The following is a 15,972-nucleotide window of genomic DNA, read 5'->3' as shown; positions in this document are numbered from 1 at the left end:
AGCGCAGCCCTGATTGCGCTTGTGCTTTTATTTAATTCCAGTAACGTGACCATATCCAACAGAAAAGGACTTCCCAGTTATGAGCCCTGACTTTGAGATCATCACACCTCGCCTCGCTCTGCGCCTGATTTCGGCGGAAGACGCGTCGGCCCTACACCAACTTCTGGCCACCTCGCCATCTCTTCATACCTGGTTGGACTGGTGTAATGAGGATGTATCCCTACAGGAAGCACAAGATTTCCTGCTGTCTACGCGCCTCAACTGGGTCAAAGCAGAGGCCTTTGGCTTTGGTATCTATGAGCGTGAAACAGGAGCATTACTTGGCATGGTCGCGGTGAACGAGCTCTATCAAACCTTCAATATGGCCAGTATTGGCTACTGGGTTGCCGATCGGTATCAACGTCAAGGCTATGCGCAGGAAGCAATTAGAGCGTTGGCAGAATTTTGCTTTGCCACTTTATGCCTTACCCGCTTAGAGATCGTCTGTGACCCAGACAATACCGTCAGTCAAGCCTTGATAGAGTCGGTCGGCGCGCATAAAGAAGCCATCGCCAGAGATCGTTTTATTTTCAATCAGCAACCTAAAGATGGTGTGGTCTACTCACTGCTTCCCCGCGATTTGGAGTAAACTATTAAGCAGCGCTTTTGCTGCTTTTTATTACTAAACACCTTACTCTGCAGGAAGTTAGCTGAGCACATCAAGTACAAGCTATTTTTCTAGCTTAACAGCCAACAAAAAAACCGGAGCACTTTAGCTCCGGTTTTTTTACGTAAAACTTAGTGTAGTTTTAGGTTTGGTCGTAATACTCGGTTGATACGACCAACTAGCATCATGAGTCCGGTTTTGAACATTCCATGTAGCGCCATCAAATGCATACGATACAATGAAATATACACCACGCGAGCGATACGTCCTTCGACCATCATAGAGCCTTTGGTTAAGTTACCCATTAAGCTACCGACGGTTGAAAACTGGCTAAGTGAAACTAATGAACCATGGTCTTTGTACACGTAAGGCTTAAGTTCACGGTTGTTGATCTTTGCCACAATGTTCTTAAAGGCTTGCGTCGACATTTGGTGAGCGGCTTGTGCACGCGGTGGAACAAACGATCCGTCAGCTTGCGTACATTGCGCCAAATCACCGATAACGAAAATATCGTCATCACGCGTGGTTTGCAGGGTGTCTTTGACGACCAGTTGGTTAATACGGTTGGTTTCCAGGCCCGCAATGTCTTTGATGAAATCAGGCGCTTTGATGCCCGCAGCCCAAACCATGATTTTCGCGTTGATTTTTTCGCCGTCTTTGGTGGTTAAACCGTCTTTTTCAGCCTTTGTCACCATCGTCGCCGTACGTACGTTCACACCAAGCTTAACCAGTTCTTGATGCGCGGCAGTAGAAATGCGAGGTGGCAATGCAGGAAGAATACGCTCACCCGCTTCGATCAGGTTAACGTTGAGTTTGCTAGAATCAAGATCGCCAAAACCATAAGCACGCAGCTCTTTAACTGCATTGTGTAGCTCTGCAGACAGCTCTACGCCCGTTGCACCTGCACCGACAATGGCGATATCAACCGTGCCGTTCCCGTTCTTAGCATGCAACTTAAGGAACTCATTGTTCATTTCCGTACGGAATCGATGAGCTTGTTCAGGACTATCGAGGAAAATACAGTTGTCACGAACACCTGGAGTGTTGAAGTCATTGGATGTTGAGCCAATCGCCATGACAAGAATGTCGTACTCTATCTCGCGGCTTGGGATAAGAAGTTCGTCGTGCTCGTCTCTTAATTCGCTCAAGGTGATCACTTTACGTTCACGATCAATGTCTGCAAGGCTGCCCATTTGGAAATCGAAACTATGATTTTTTGCGTGGGCACGGTAGCTAAGAGCATCGACGCCTTCATCCAATGAACCTGTCGCTACTTCGTGCAGCAATGGCTTCCACAAGTGGCTCGCTTTACGGTCTACCAGCGTAATTTGCGCGCGGTTCTTACGACCAAGAGTTCGGCCAAGCTTAGTCGCCAACTCTAGGCCACCAGCACCGCCGCCTACAACGATAATGCGTGTCACAATGATTTTCCTCTACAAAAATGAATAAATGGGTTCAGCTCGATACTTCACTGCCAGCGCTGCTGCGAGAAGTATCCAACCGATGAATTCTTAACGGTTAGAGGGTTTCAACAGGTTTTGGATTAAAACTGATGTATTGTGTTTTGTTTTTTATCAATTAATTATCAACACTGAACATCTAAGCTGGGTCATATCAACCCAGAGAAAATGGGCAAGTTTGCTACTCGCTCTCATTTTTTTTTGATTTTTATCAAATTATTTGAGCTCGCTTCATTATATAGAGCCGTGTTTTGAAGGCAACCAAAATCCTTACTCAAGATACGGTTTGGCGAAATTTTGTTGTCTCTAAAACGACACTTTCGTGCCACATTGCAACAAGAAAAATGACCAAAAGATAAACAAATATTAATTAGATAAAAAAGCAGCACGCGTTGGCGGCGTGCTGCTGTTGGTATTCTTGATTTAACGTCGAACGATTAAGTGTTCTTAAATTCCTTCATCGTCTGTAAATGCTGGGAGATCTTCTTAAATTTGTGTGTTTGAGTGTCATCCCAAATGATTTGGTAATGCTTTTCTAGTTCCGCTGCGGTTTCATTATTGTTTCGCACTTCATCTTCTTTAGACAAAATGACTAAGCAGCGCCCCTTGTTCTTCGCGCGAAACTGATCGACACACTTTGTTGCAATATCTTCATATTCTTCAGGGCGATCAATACGTCCCGCCATGTTTTCTTCAGGATGTAAATTCGGATTAAACATGACCTGTTTGATACCGCAGAGAAATCCGATACGCTCTGACCAGTATCCTCCTAACCCCACCCCACAAATAAGAGGATTAGGATCGTCCGATTGGTCTATCACTTTGGACACTTCTTTTAATAGATGCTGCATGTCGTGCTTAGGATGCAGTGTACTGTAATTGACAAAACGAACATCATCGTCAATGAACTGTAACTGTAGAACTTTTTCGTGGTTACCCGGACTTGTACTGTCAAAACCGTGTAAGTAAATAATCATGTGGACCTCTCCCTGTTAAATTCTTCGCACAACTTCATGATGCTCGTGATAATGAATGTTCAGTATCGATGATGTTGACAAAACGTACGCTTCCCCAGGTTCAGCGCAAACAACATCCGTACCGCCCGCGTTATGAAGTCATTTGAGTAAAATTGTTACTTTCCTTAAAATTACCACTAATTCCTTACTGTTTCAGAGGAAATTCTCACGAGTTCTCAAAACAGTGACCTTCTAGGCACAATAAGTCTTTAAACTCGTTCGCACTGAATAAGTATTGTTCATCTTCCCACAATTTATAAGCAAGCAGATACCAAAGCATCGCTAGGACTAAACTACGCGGTTGCCATGCTTTTACACCTTCTAGCCAGCTAGAGGTCTGCTCAATGCCACGCAATTGGCAATACTGTAGAACAGACTCCTCAACCGACGAGGCCCCAGCGACTTGCAATGCTATCGCCAAGTCTAATCTCGGATCCGCAATGGCAGCGTACTCCCAGTCAATGACTTTGAGCCCTTCATGGTGGCTCTTTACTAGGTTATAACAGCCCAAGTCGAAGTGACACAGTGCGGGCTCAATGATGTCAACGCTGGGCTCTGTGCGCCATTGACGATACAGCGCTTCAAATTGCGTCCCAGCATATTGGCCTTCGAGTTCGAGCCAATAATGATCTAGACGAGCAATATAAGAAAAAGGGACGACTGGAATATCACTTATCGGATACCGATGAATAAGCGCGGCGACAGGCAGTAACTCTAACAATTCAACGCCAACATTGGTGAGTATGTCACCTTCAACCCACTCAACTAAGAGGCCTTGTTCGTGCACAAAGATAGGCTTTGGTCCAAGGTTGAGCGGTGAAATCGCGGACAGTATCTGATATTCGTTATGACGAGAGATGGAAAAAGCCTTACATACCATGCTGCTAGGCCGCCATACGTACGCACGTCCTTGAGAAGGTTCCAACCGCCAACAACGATTGGTTAATCCTCCTGTGAGTGTCTGAACCTTCACAGGAGGATCTTTAAAGAAGCCATCTAAGGCATTGAGGCTAGGGTCTAATTCTTTTGCTTGTTGCCAAGAAAACCAGGCCATTAGTGGCTACTCCATGTTTAAAGACTCGGGTTTATTAGCCTGTAGACAAAGACAGCCGTTTACATACCAAATAAACTTTTAGATTGCTCTTTGCGAATTTCGGTCTCATCAGCCCATTCAATCAAGCCCGTTTCAAGATCCATCAATCGCATAGTCATTTTATAATAGACATCTTTATCACTGCCTGCATTTTTCACAATGCTCGACAGGTTGCCGTATAGCATGTATTGAGCCCCTACCATTTTACCGAATTGAATCGCAGTGCTTTGATTTACGAGTTCATCGGTATTTTGGAAGTTAAGCTGCTGACGCACAGAATCAACTCGATCCATATCAACAAAACGGAACTTACCAGAATTGAGCATTTTAGTTGAAATTGTGTCGGTAATGGATTCAGTATCAATGTGTTCACTGGTTTTGTTCTTAATCCGTTCAACAAAGACGATAGGACGTTGGTCACGAGTAATTGCCGCTACAGAACCCGACATCATCATGCTATCAACCATTTCTGCGGCAATAGTTTGCAGATCGGTAGAACCAAAATCGATCGTGGTCGTTTCTGTTGCTTGCGCATCACCGTAAGTGACTTTGTTAGAACAACCACCCAAAATGACGGCAAGACCTAAAAGAGCAATAATACTTTTTTTCATGAGAGTTCCTTAGTTTCATTCATACCAACGCTTTACTTACAGCGCGGTTACGACGGCACAGCCGTAAATTAATTGTCTGTTGCTTCGCGAATTTGCACGCGAAAACGTGTGCCGTTAGGGTTAACGGTCACCTCTGACAGAATCGCGGATTCATAACCACGGACAATCATTTTTCGCCATGGTCCGGGCTTGGTATTAACTTCTAGCCCCGTATTGTCATACCAATAGAATCGGTAAAGAATTTGTTGGTCGCCCTTATATTGGCTACTTAACTGAACAACGCCTCTGGCTCTGTCGTCGACATAAGTCGTCGAGACGTTATCTAACACCAAACGACTGCCTAGTACGTTATCATTGAAAAAAACTTGCTGTGTCTGACCATCAATACGTACACCCGCCGTGTTGGCGGCACATCCCGCTAAACCAATGATCACCATCAAGCTAATCAGCCATGCTCTCATTACAATCTCCCCAATTGTTTATGCCACACCGTTGAGTGTGCTCCCTGCCTAGAAACCCAAACTAATGTGGTTTGCTGTGCAGGTACGTCAAATTCGTACACCTGATCACCTAAGTTTAAGCGTTGTTTACCAGGCTTGACGATTTGTGATGCCGTCTTGACTTGGGCAGGTAACGTTTGCCAACTTCGAGTATCCGGCTGTTCGGTTAATGTATTCCAGACGTTGAAAACGATATTGCCAATATCATCACCTTGTTTGGTGGCCTCTTTTCTGAGTCGATCTTTCGTCCAAACACGAATCGCCTGTCGAATGACTATCGAAAGTAGGCGTTCATTGAGATCGTTTTGCGCCATCGCATTTACATTGACCAAAGTACTGGACGAAAGTTTCTTGTTGTTCAGAGCCAAGTCACTCAATCGTATTACGCCGCGATTGGGATAATAAGGCAAAGACAAAGAGTAGATCGCCCAATTATCTCGACTATCACGTATCGGCAAGTCGATACGCCACCCCTGTAGCGCTTCAACCACCCCTTGCTCATCAAGGATAATGACCCGTCCTTGAGACGAATTTAACCCTGATGGGGCTTTACCATAACGTTTTTCAAGCTTACGCAAATCTTCACGCATACCTAACTTTTTAGCGGCATATAATGTACTTTCAATAACTTGTTGGTTGTTTGGCATCACAGCTAACGCGCGTCTATAGTCGACATAAGCACTGTTTAAATCTCGTGATGCTTCGTAAAGTAACCCCGACAAATAGAATAAATAGCCATTTTGCACCGCTCCGAGCTTATCTCCTGCATCGGGGTAATTCGCTAACACACTGCCCAAGTTGGCAGACATACCTTGGCTTAGCATGTCTTTTTCTGCAGCTTTTAGCTCTTTTTCACGCGCTTTCCTTGCCGCCTCTTGCACTTGATTGGCTCGACGAACTTCGACTAACGCGCCTTCAAGATCATTTTTTTGCAGGTAGTTAAGACCTAAGTACAAATGTAAAAAACCAAGTTCGTAATCTGCTGGTTGATAATCATTGAGATTGTCATTGACCGCGAGAGAGCCAACGCTTGTTGCTGTTTCGGATACCGACACGGTCGCCCGCTCTTGCAGCACTTTTACCGCCTGATCACTTTGTTCGAACGCACTAAAACTATCAGGGTAATCTTGTGCAAGAAAGGACAATCGCCCCTCTTCAAGGTTGCCAAGAATCTCGCCACCGACGTCGCTCGAGTGGCTTTCCTTTGCTTCAGCATATTGGCCGGCAACCAACGCTTGATAAACGTCTTGGTTTTGAGCGCTGTAGTGACTAAACAAGTTACCTGCAGAAAGGTTTGCACACCCCGATGCCAAGGCAGTCCAAGTTATCAGTCCAAGCAACTTCACACCGAGTTTCACAGTCATCTCCACTAAATGTGTGCTTTAAAGACAATCTCTAATCGCCTTGCTCTAAAGACAACTTGCTCTAAAGACAAATTGTTATAGCGATTAGAGATTGAGTCCACTGGAAATACAACAATGGGGTGGTACTCCACCCCCTATTGTTAGCTCACGACCATTGGACCAAGCGGACGACCGCCGAGTAGGTGCATGTGGACATGGTAGACTTCCTGCCCACCGTGTGGGTTACAATTTAAGATAAGGCGATAACCGTCTTCGGCGATACCCTCTTCTTTGGCAAGTTTTTTCGCAACCGTAAATAGGCGTCCCATCATCGCTTCGTCTTCGACTTCCACGTCATTGGTGGTTGGGATCAACTTATTTGGGATGATAAGAATATGGCTTGGCGCGCGTGGATTAATATCACGAAAAGCCGTCACTAAATCATCTTGATAGAGAACGTCTGCTGGGATTTCCTTACGAATAATTTTACTAAATATCGTCTCTTCTGCCATGGGAGCTCCATTTTATGAGGTTGAGTCACTTTAGTATGCGTCAAGCCTACGCAGAGCTCAATAAAAACAAGGGTTTTACCAAAGTAAGCGCCATCGACGAACTCGCTTGAGTTAACATTCTCCGTTAATACTTTAGAGCAGAGCCTATTTTTGTCGTATGCGTCATAAAATGTGCTTCACATACTCAATACAATCCGATGAATTTTGTTACTTTTTTAAGATAATCATCAATAATCTCATGACATTTGTTTATTCAAGGCATTCCGATTACTACAACCTTCGATTTAGCGATGTCTTCACAAGTGGTTATTTAGTGAAAATTATCTTTTTCGTTGTCTATTCTTGGGAGAGGAAACTCACGTATGCGAGGTTCAGTTATTAAACGGATGTATGCAGGGTTCGCGCTGATCATCGTCCTATTTGCCGTCACCATTACCATCATGATGGGTGGAATGAGCGATATTCATGGAAAATTTGCAAATGTTTCCAAGTCGTCTTTACCACTTGTCTCTTTATCTAATCAAACCAGTGTCGAGTTGCTTTCTGCTGATAAGTCGTTCAAAGACTTCCTCACTACAGAGAATAAACAACGCATGGAAGAAATGCGTCAGGAATTTGCTAAATCACAACAACGATTTAAGGAAACCTTGAGCCAACTTGAGTCTGCAAGCAAGATGTACCCTTCTCTTGCGGAATCTTACTCCGAACTGCAAACCATAGAACAAAGCTACTTTACAGAAGCCTTAGAGGCGATGGACAACTACGAAGCGATGTTTGCAGCACAAGAGGAGGTCCAAAAATCTTCTCGACGCTTCCAAACCCTACAAACCCAGTTGTCTGTCGGTCTTAAGGAGTACGTTGCAGACCAGTCAAGTATTTCAGTGAAAGTCATGGCGAAGAGTTACTTCATCAAGTTAAAAGATGCCGAAGTCATTACGTCTGATGCATTGGCGAGTTCGGACCCTGAATTTGTAACAGAAGCTGTGGCCAAAAACCGCAAAGCGGTGACTCATCTTAACTATGCATTTCGTGGTCTGGTTGCTCAGTTGCCAGAGCTGAAAAAAGCATTCGGTGATTCTGTTGAGCAGTTTACTCGCGACGTTGGTCAGCGTGGTGGCGTGCTGGATCAGCATAACAACTACCTAAACGCCCGCGCTGCGCTTTATAACAATATTGCTAACCTTGCAAACAAAGTCGATTCCGCGATGGTCATCCTTAAACAGTTCAATTCGACTGCGACCAATAAATTGAATGAATCTCTTGCCGAAGCGGGCAATATCTATTCTGCCGGCGTTACAAAAGCGATCCTCATTGGCATCATCGTTGTCCTGTTTGCCGCGGCGATTGGCTACCATATCGCGCACAGTGTGCGTGAACCTTTGACTAGAATTCTTAAAGTACTGGAGAGCTTAACCGAAGGCGATATGACACAGCGAATTGATATTCGCTATAACAATGAATTTAGCCGAGTAAGTGGCCATATCAACTCATTGGCAGATAGCTTGCACGAAATTCTTGTCAAGTTAAATGACGCGTCAGACGACTTGTCTTCAACGGCAGCGAGTAATGAGCACACCTCATCGGATGCACAGCTCAAATTAAATTCGCAAAGAGAACAAACAGCCAATGTTGCGACCGCAATGACAGAGATGTCTCACTCGGTTCAAGAAGTCGCACAAAGTGCTCAAGGTTCTTTGGAAATGGTTCAACGGGTTGAATCAGCATCGGAACAAGGCAGAAATGTCATGAGCACCAATATCTCGACCATCAACCAGCTTGAGTTGCGTCTCAACGAGTCCGTATCGGCGGTCTCTGAATTGCAAAAAATGAGCGGGCAAATTGGTTCCATTCTCGATGTCATTCGCAACATCGCTGAACAAACGAATTTATTGGCACTCAACGCAGCCATCGAAGCCGCTCGTGCGGGAGAGCAAGGACGCGGTTTCGCTGTGGTCGCAGATGAAGTACGTGTTTTGGCATCGAGAACCACACAATCAACGACAGAAATTGAGTCGATGATCAGCAACCTTCAATCTAGCTCTCAAGCCGCGAACCAAGTCATCCAGAGCTGTATGAGCGATATGGAGATGTCGGTCGAACAAGCTTCGAAGGCCAACAGTTCAATGGAAGAAATTCAAGCACTGATCATCGAGATAACACAGATGAGCACGCACATTTCGCAGGCTGCCGCAGAGCAAAGTGAAACGTCAGCGGATATTGCACGTAGCATCGAAGACATTAACAATATCGCCGACGAAAGTTATCAAGCCATGTCGAGTATTGCTCACACCAGTGAATCACTCACTCAGTTGGCTCACCAACAAAACGCGCTGGTACACCGATTTAAGCTATAGCCAACACCATGATTTATACTAACTAATGAAACAAGGGCGACTTTTTATCAAGTCGCCCTTGTTTTTTGTTCTTTGTGTCTACATATGCTTATGTATGACCGGCTCACCTTTTGCATTTATCTTTTAGAGCGGTCACATAAAAAGGAAAAAATATGGCTGTTCATGTTGGCATTATCGACCAAGACCCGGTGAGATTGGTCACTCCTCTATTGGATAATCGCACGGTAAGTAAGCATATCGTTTTTATTGGTGAAAAAAGCCAAGAAAGCATATTTGAACGACTGAGTAGTGTGTTGAAACAAAGAGAGATTACCTCTGAGTTTTTTGAGATACCGTCTGAAGTCAACACCTCTTTGATTAAACAATCCATTCAAACATTAGCAAAAGATCTGTTTGATCGAGGAGAAGATGTCAAACTTAACGCCAGTTGTGGCCTACGCCATCGACTTCTATCGGTATATGAAGTGTTCCGCTCGTACCGTTGGCCGATTTTTGTCGTGGAACCAAACAGCGATAAACTTTGTTGGCTGTATCCGGACGGAAAAGAAGAGACGGAAGTCGAAGACCATATTACGATTTCTGACTACCTCACTATTTTCGGTGCGCGAGCCGAATTCCAAACTGTCGATATTTCTCCCCAATTAGATCAAACCCTTTATGCGCTGGGTGAGCGTTGGGCCTCCAATGCTCTTGAGCTTGGTCCTGGACTCGCAACCTTAAATTATCTTGCAACCACTTGCCGCAAAGAGCAAAAGCTAGACGTAGAACTGTCGGAAAAGCAACAAGGCTACCGCGAGCTCAATATGTTGCTGACCGATCTTGTTGACGCAAAAATCGCCACCTATGAAAATGGGATCTTAACCTTCGCCAATGAAGACGCTCGCCGTTTCTCTAATGGTGAATGGTTGGAAACACTGGTAAACAGTACCGTGAAACAAATTCAAGATACCATGCCGACAATCCAAGACCGCTCTTTGAACGTTCAGGTGTACCGAACACGAGGGGAAAGCGAAGTCCGCAACGAGCTCGATGTTGCAACCGTTGTGAACAATAAGCTACACATTATTGAATGCAAAACAAAAGGTATGCGAGATGATGGTGATGATACGCTATACAAGCTGGAATCACTTCGAGATCTTCTCGGAGGCCTACAGGCACGAGCGATGTTAGTCAGCTTCAGACCTCTTCGTCACAACGACATTACTCGAGCCGAAGACCTAGGCTTAGCCTTAATTGGTCCTGATGAATTGAAAGACCTGAAGACCCACCTCACCGCTTGGTTTAAAGCCGCTGGTGGTTATAAGTCTGATGAAGACCTAGATTAAATAGTAAAAAAGCCAGAGTGTACTCTGGCTTTTGTCATTTCATCGCTTATTCGATCAGTTAAGATGACAAGTCTTAAAGCATTTTACGAGCCGCTTCCACAACCACTTTGATTGAACGCGCTTCGGTTTCTTTTAACGTCGCATGATCTGGGATTTCTTTTTGGGTACGGTTGATAATAACACCCGCAACACAGCCCGCTTTCAGACCAGAACTCGCACACATGGTTAACAGTGTTGCAGATTCCATTTCGAAGTTAAGCACGCCCATATCTTGCCATTCTTTCATTGAGCCTTGGAAGCGCTTAACCACACGACCAGTGAAGGTATCGTATCGTTCTTGACCTGGATAAAAAGTGTCACTTGACGCTGTCACGCCCATATGAACAACCGCACCAGATTCTTCTACCGCTGAGCGCATCGCAGTTGCAACGTCAAAATCTGCAACAGCAGGAAACTCCATCGGAGCAAAATGTAGGCTGGCACCATCCAAACGCACAGAGCCAGTCGTTACGATCATGTCACCGACGTTCACATGTGGTTGAATTGCACCAGTTGTACCCACACGAAGGAAGGTACGAACGCCAAGCTGAGCTAACTCCTCAACAGCAATAGAGGTAGAGGGGCCACCAATACCAGTAGAACAAACCACAACTGGCTTACCGTCTAGTTCCGCACGGTATAAAGTGTATTCTCGTTGGCTGGCTAGGAATACTGGGTTCTCCATTTGCTCAGCAATTTTTTGTACGCGAGCAGGATCACCAGGAATGATAGCTAGGGTAGCACCATTTAAATCTTCTTCAGTAATACCTAAGTGGAATACAGCTTGAGACATAAGTCGCTCCTTGTTGTGGCTTATTTGACGATAAGCTCATTAATCAGTTGTTAGGGTACGCCAGCACTTTAGCGAACCTTCTGCGGATATATAGTGATTTTTGTCACATTTCAAATATGAAACATATGATGATTTTCACAAAAAACATACACAGATCTCATTAATAAGGCATGGGAGATGACTTTATGTCTAACCAAGCACTTATTTACCCACTAAATATAGAGCAAGTTTTCTCAGACGTAGTAAGCATTGCTACCAACAACATGCTATTACCACGTGATGTTAGTCGACGTGATTGGCTTTAAACCTCAGCAACCTTAGCGCGTTCAAGGTGACCAATGCAGTCGCGCCGCTATCCGCCAACACGGCGACCCAAAGTCCGGTAATACCGAACAAACTGGTGACTAAAAATATCCCCTTCAACCCCAACGCCAACGTGACGTTTTGACGAATGTTTTTTAGCGTCGCTCGTGATAACTCAATCATAGCTGGGATCTCAACCAAGCGATTATGGGCCAAGGCTGCATCAGCAGTTTCTAGCGCGACATCGGTACCGCCTCCCATTGCAATGCCAATACTCGACGCTTTCATTGCAGGGGCATCATTGATCCCATCCCCTACCATAGCAACGGTGTGACGTTTAGATAATTTTTCTACATACCGCACTTTATCAGCAGGTAATAGATTGGATTCAAAATTCAAACCGATTTCTTTTGCTATCGCTTCTGCACTTCGAGGGTTATCCCCGGTTAGCATTATTGCGTTAACACCTAGTGTTTTAAGGCGTTGTACCGCTTGGCGTGCTTCTTCTCTTACCGTATCTTGCAAGGCAAAGAGTCCTATCACACGTTCATCAGAGCGAACGACCACGACTGTTTTCCCTTCGGTTTCGAGCGCTTCAATCATTTGAGCAACGTCGGCGGCGAGCCTAAACGGTACTTTAGAAGGGGCCGTTATTTGGATCAATTGTCCGTTAACGTATCCACTCACCCCCGACCCCGCATGCGCGGTTTTGTCGCTAGCCTCTGGTATGGCTATTCCTTCTTCCTGCGCCTTTTGAACCAACGCGGCCGCAAGAGGATGATGTGATCCTATTTCTACCGATGCAGCCACACTGAGCAACGCTTCTCTATCGCAATCAAAATGATGTATATCCGTTACTTGTGGTTTTCCCTTGGTCAGGGTGCCAGTTTTGTCAAACGCGATGGAGTCTACTCGCCCAAGTAACTCAAGTGCAGCGCCACCTTTGATGAGCGCGCCCCTCTTCGCTGCGGCCGCTAAGCCTGATGTAATTGCCGCAGGTGTCGAAATCACTAAAGCACACGGACACGCAATCAATAACAACGCCAAACCGCGATATACCCAGGTTTCCCATGGCTGTGCGAAAAGTAACGGAGGCGCAACCACCACAATTACTGCGACCAGCATCATTAACGGTGTATACCAGCGGCTAAACTTATCTAAAAAGCGTTCCACAGGTGCTTTGTGTGACTCCGCTTCCTCAATTAAATGCAGAATACGGTCGATAGCATTCTCACCCTGACGTGAGGTCACTCGTAAGTTAACCACTTTGTCGACAACCACCGAGCCCGCCATCACTTTTGCGCCATTATCATATTCAACGGGAATCGACTCCCCCGTTAGCGCACTTTGGTCAAAGCTGGCAGCAGAACTCATCAAGACACCGTCAGCCGGCAATCGTCCTCCTGGAGCCACTTCTATGATGTCTCCTGGATTCAGTTGTGACACGTTGACTTCATGACGTTCACCATCAACCAGTAGAAGCGCGTTTTCAGGCACTAAGTTCATTAATGCTTGAACACCACTACGGGCACGGGATGACGCGTAAGCTTCTAACTTTTCACCGACCAGAAAGAGGAGCAACACCATAGCGGCTTCTGCCGTTTCTCCCAGATAGAGCGCTCCGAGAGCAGCGACACTCATCAAGGTTTCGATAGCAAATGGCGTCCCACTTCGCGCGAGTTTGACTGCTTTTTTAGCAATAGGATACAAGCCAAGTAAGCAGGTTATAGCAAACCCCCACGTTCCCAGTTGTGGGTAAGTGGTTGCAATAGCACTTGCTATCACCATACCCAGGGCAATAGCAACAATATTCAGATTATCTAAAACCAACGTTTGCCAATTTTTGACATCGTTGTTTGACGTTTGTGCGTTGGGTTTAGTTAAGGGAAATCCAGTTTTACGAGCCGTTTGCTCTATAACATCGGTCAGAGCATGATCATCAAAGTCCACGACCAGTTTTTCTGTCGCAAACAACACTTTCGCCTGCCTAACACCGTCAATCGATAGGATAGCTTTCTCTAACTTTTGGGCGCACGACGGGCAATCCATGCCAGACACTAACCAGCGATGATTGCTCCCTGATTTAAGCCGATGCTCAACATCATCGTCGTCGCTGAATCCAGTGTCACAGCTATCGTCTTTACAGCACTGATTACCGACGCCTTCCATGTTCGATGGACACGTGCCAACAGAGGCCTTTAGAGGCGCGCAGCACGAGCCACCCGAATACAAAGGGACCGCGGTCTTAATATGATTAGATTGACAACCTTTATGTTTGGTACACATAGTGAACACTCCTTAATACTATCTGAACTAAGCCTTTAGAATCTGAGTCATTGTGCTCTTAGTAATAAGGATAAACCCTGGAGATAGCTCCAAGGTCAAGGTTTTTTTTGATTTACTGAATAGTTATTTCTAATTTACTAAATAGATAGAAGAGAGAGTTCGGTTTTCGTCGCCGAGTACCACTAGCAGAATATGCATTCGAAAACGGATTAACTCATTGACAAGGTACTCAAGCACCTTGCCTCAGAGATAGGAACTTAGGGATTGTTACCACGGTTATACCGGGTGCTTGAAGCAATCATTCATGGTCATACCGATTGCTCGTAGGACGTCCCGTCGAGTTATCACACCAACAAGCTTTCCTTTATCATCAACGACTGGGTACATTTTAGGTTTACCAACTTTCATCATATCCGCTAACTCGATGATAGACATATCCGGTGATACAGATAATACATCTAGGTGCATGCACTCTTTAACGGTATGTGTGTCTTGGCAGAAATAGCTCGCTTTGACTAACTTATCCAGCAAATCTTGTTCAGATAAGAACCCAATAACCTTCTTGTTTTCATCAATAACTGGCCCACCGAGTGTCACACTTTGCATGACCTTATTCAACGCGGCCGAAAGTGACATATCTTTTGTAAAGGTCACAGCTTGTAAGGTCATGTAATCTTTTACTTTTAATGACTTCATTCTTATCTCCTTCGATGCCGATTTACAGCCTTAAGATAAGTGTCGTCCAAAATTACGATTTTACTAAATGGAAAATCGTAATTTTGTTTAAAGATAGGTAGATATGACGCGTTTAACTATTTATATGGCGTATTGAGCCATCTATGACATGTTAAACTATCTGTGCCGTGTTCATCTATGTAGATTACGGGCTTAGCTATGCTGACGACGCATATTGTCCAGTATGATGCCTGTCGCCATCGCCACATTCAGTGATTCAGCACCACCAAAAGCCGGAATGGTAATTTTATCAGTCACAAACTGCGCAGCTTCTTCACGCACACCGTGAGACTCACTGCCCATCAGCAAAATACCTTCTGCAGAGAAATCCGTTTTGTGGACACTTTCCCCTTCCAAAAATGCCCCATATACCGGTAAGTTGGCTTGCTGCAAATAATTGGGTAAGTCGACAAGACTCACTTGCACGCGCCCAAAGCTGCCCATCGTCGCACTGATGGTTTTAGGGTTGTAAGGATCCGCACAATCGCGGCTCGCAACAATGTGTTGAATACCATACCAATCGGCAACGCGAATAATCGTCCCTAAGTTACCTGGGTCCGAGACTCCGTCCAAGGCTATCATTAGACCTCGAGCTTGCGGCTCTTTTACATTGGGAATTTCAACGACAGCAATAGCGGCATTGTTACTCACCAGCGTACTGGCTTTCGTTAGATCATCTAGTGAGGCTTCAATGCAGTCAAAGGCGCTTAACTCTGAGCGGTGCAGATCAAGAAACTCTGCCGTCGCAAAAACATGTTTGACCACAAGCGAACTGCTCGCTAACTCCAGTACGTTCTTTTCACCCTGAACCAGAAATAAGCCGTGCGCTTTACGCTGCTTCTTTTGACCTAACGCACGCAGCAGTTTTAATTGGTTTTTTGAAATCATGAAAATATCCCAGGAGAAAATGGTTAAGTACCGTAGAAAACGGAGGGGATTATAGAGTAAACCCGAGC

The 15,972-nt window shown here is 45.2% G+C and carries 14 protein-coding genes; 3 read left to right on the top strand and 11 right to left on the bottom strand.

What is annotated here, in order from left to right:
- Nucleotides 1–79 precede the first annotated feature (79 nt).
- Nucleotides 80–628, top strand: a complete 549-nt coding sequence (locus ONE56_RS04645; RefSeq protein WP_041156484.1) for a GNAT family N-acetyltransferase — start codon at nt 80–82, stop codon at nt 626–628.
- Nucleotides 629–777: 149 nt separating this feature from the next.
- Here ONE56_RS04645 and ONE56_RS04640 read toward each other — a convergent pair whose 3' ends face one another.
- From ONE56_RS04640 to hinT, 7 genes are all read right to left on the bottom strand, one after another.
- Nucleotides 778–2,067, bottom strand: a complete 1,290-nt coding sequence (locus tag ONE56_RS04640) for an NAD(P)/FAD-dependent oxidoreductase (protein ID WP_041156483.1) — start codon at nt 2,065–2,067, stop codon at nt 778–780.
- A 476-nt stretch (nt 2,068–2,543) separates the two neighbouring features.
- Nucleotides 2,544–3,083, bottom strand: coding sequence for an alpha/beta hydrolase YcfP (gene ycfP / locus ONE56_RS04635; RefSeq protein ID WP_041156482.1), 540 nt, complete (start codon nt 3,081–3,083; stop codon nt 2,544–2,546).
- 205 nt (nt 3,084–3,288) lie between these two features.
- Nucleotides 3,289–4,176: a thiamine kinase gene (thiK, locus tag ONE56_RS04630; protein ID WP_423840311.1), complete on the bottom strand. Its 888-nt coding sequence runs from the start codon at nt 4,174–4,176 to the stop codon at nt 3,289–3,291.
- A 59-nt stretch (nt 4,177–4,235) separates the two neighbouring features.
- Nucleotides 4,236–4,826 (bottom strand): penicillin-binding protein activator LpoB, encoded by a 591-nt coding sequence (gene lpoB / locus ONE56_RS04625; protein ID WP_041156480.1) that lies wholly within the window; start codon nt 4,824–4,826, stop codon nt 4,236–4,238.
- A gap of 68 nt (nt 4,827–4,894) precedes the next feature.
- Nucleotides 4,895–5,287 (bottom strand): YcfL family protein, encoded by a 393-nt coding sequence (locus ONE56_RS04620; protein ID WP_423840310.1) that lies wholly within the window; start codon nt 5,285–5,287, stop codon nt 4,895–4,897.
- Nucleotides 5,287–6,684 carry a COG3014 family protein gene (locus ONE56_RS04615; protein ID WP_423840309.1) on the bottom strand — a complete coding sequence of 466 codons (1,398 nt, stop codon included), beginning with the start codon at nt 6,682–6,684 and terminating at the stop codon, nt 5,287–5,289. The genes ONE56_RS04620 and ONE56_RS04615 overlap by 1 nt, the downstream gene beginning before the upstream one ends.
- Nucleotides 6,685–6,830: 146 nt before the next feature.
- A complete protein-coding gene (gene hinT / locus ONE56_RS04610) occupies nt 6,831–7,181 on the bottom strand; it encodes a purine nucleoside phosphoramidase (RefSeq protein ID WP_331438180.1) in 351 nt (116 codons plus the stop codon).
- Between the two features lie 362 nt (nt 7,182–7,543).
- Between hinT and ONE56_RS04605 the strand changes: the two genes are divergently transcribed.
- Complete coding sequence (locus ONE56_RS04605) at nt 7,544–9,535, top strand: methyl-accepting chemotaxis protein (RefSeq protein ID WP_415679355.1); 1,992 nt, start codon at nt 7,544–7,546, stop codon at nt 9,533–9,535.
- A 152-nt stretch (nt 9,536–9,687) separates the two neighbouring features.
- Nucleotides 9,688–10,860, top strand: a complete 1,173-nt coding sequence (locus ONE56_RS04600) for a DUF1887 family protein (RefSeq protein WP_423840308.1) — start codon at nt 9,688–9,690, stop codon at nt 10,858–10,860.
- A gap of 73 nt (nt 10,861–10,933) precedes the next feature.
- Here the strand turns inward: ONE56_RS04600 and udp are convergent, their stop codons facing one another.
- The 4 genes from udp to ONE56_RS04580 form a co-directional block, all read right to left on the bottom strand.
- Nucleotides 10,934–11,692: a uridine phosphorylase gene (gene udp / locus ONE56_RS04595; protein ID WP_041156477.1), complete on the bottom strand. Its 759-nt coding sequence runs from the start codon at nt 11,690–11,692 to the stop codon at nt 10,934–10,936.
- A gap of 282 nt (nt 11,693–11,974) precedes the next feature.
- Nucleotides 11,975–14,281 carry a zinc/cadmium/mercury/lead-transporting ATPase gene (locus ONE56_RS04590; protein WP_423840307.1) on the bottom strand — a complete coding sequence of 769 codons (2,307 nt, stop codon included), beginning with the start codon at nt 14,279–14,281 and terminating at the stop codon, nt 11,975–11,977.
- 276 nt (nt 14,282–14,557) lie between these two features.
- Complete coding sequence (locus ONE56_RS04585) at nt 14,558–14,977, bottom strand: CBS domain-containing protein (protein WP_041156475.1); 420 nt, start codon at nt 14,975–14,977, stop codon at nt 14,558–14,560.
- Between the two features lie 192 nt (nt 14,978–15,169).
- On the bottom strand, nt 15,170–15,904 hold the full coding sequence (locus tag ONE56_RS04580; protein WP_331438176.1) for an RNA methyltransferase: 735 nt from the start codon (nt 15,902–15,904) through the stop codon (nt 15,170–15,172).
- Nucleotides 15,905–15,972 lie beyond the last annotated feature (68 nt).

The organism is Vibrio mytili (assembly GCF_049563345.1).
Lineage (GTDB): Bacteria > Pseudomonadota > Gammaproteobacteria > Enterobacterales > Vibrionaceae > Vibrio > Vibrio mytili.
This window is presented reverse-complemented; position numbering and strand designations above follow the sequence as displayed.

Coding starts and splice junctions, on each gene's coding strand:
- ONE56_RS04585 (WP_041156475.1), bottom strand. CDS start 14,977: ATGAAGTCATTAAAAGTAAAAGATTACATGACCTTACAAGCTGTGACC.
- ONE56_RS04600 (WP_423840308.1), top strand. CDS start 9,688: ATGGCTGTTCATGTTGGCATTATCGACCAAGACCCGGTGAGATTGGTC.
- ONE56_RS04620 (WP_423840310.1), bottom strand. CDS start 5,287: ATGAGAGCATGGCTGATTAGCTTGATGGTGATCATTGGTTTAGCGGGA.
- ONE56_RS04645 (WP_041156484.1), top strand. CDS start 80: ATGAGCCCTGACTTTGAGATCATCACACCTCGCCTCGCTCTGCGCCTG.
- ONE56_RS04605 (WP_415679355.1), top strand. CDS start 7,544: ATGCGAGGTTCAGTTATTAAACGGATGTATGCAGGGTTCGCGCTGATC.
- thiK (WP_423840311.1), bottom strand. CDS start 4,176: ATGGCCTGGTTTTCTTGGCAACAAGCAAAAGAATTAGACCCTAGCCTC.
- lpoB (WP_041156480.1), bottom strand. CDS start 4,826: ATGAAAAAAAGTATTATTGCTCTTTTAGGTCTTGCCGTCATTTTGGGT.
- udp (WP_041156477.1), bottom strand. CDS start 11,692: ATGTCTCAAGCTGTATTCCACTTAGGTATTACTGAAGAAGATTTAAAT.
- hinT (WP_331438180.1), bottom strand. CDS start 7,181: ATGGCAGAAGAGACGATATTTAGTAAAATTATTCGTAAGGAAATCCCA.
- ONE56_RS04580 (WP_331438176.1), bottom strand. CDS start 15,904: ATGATTTCAAAAAACCAATTAAAACTGCTGCGTGCGTTAGGTCAAAAG.
- ycfP (WP_041156482.1), bottom strand. CDS start 3,083: ATGATTATTTACTTACACGGTTTTGACAGTACAAGTCCGGGTAACCAC.
- ONE56_RS04590 (WP_423840307.1), bottom strand. CDS start 14,281: ATGTGTACCAAACATAAAGGTTGTCAATCTAATCATATTAAGACCGCG.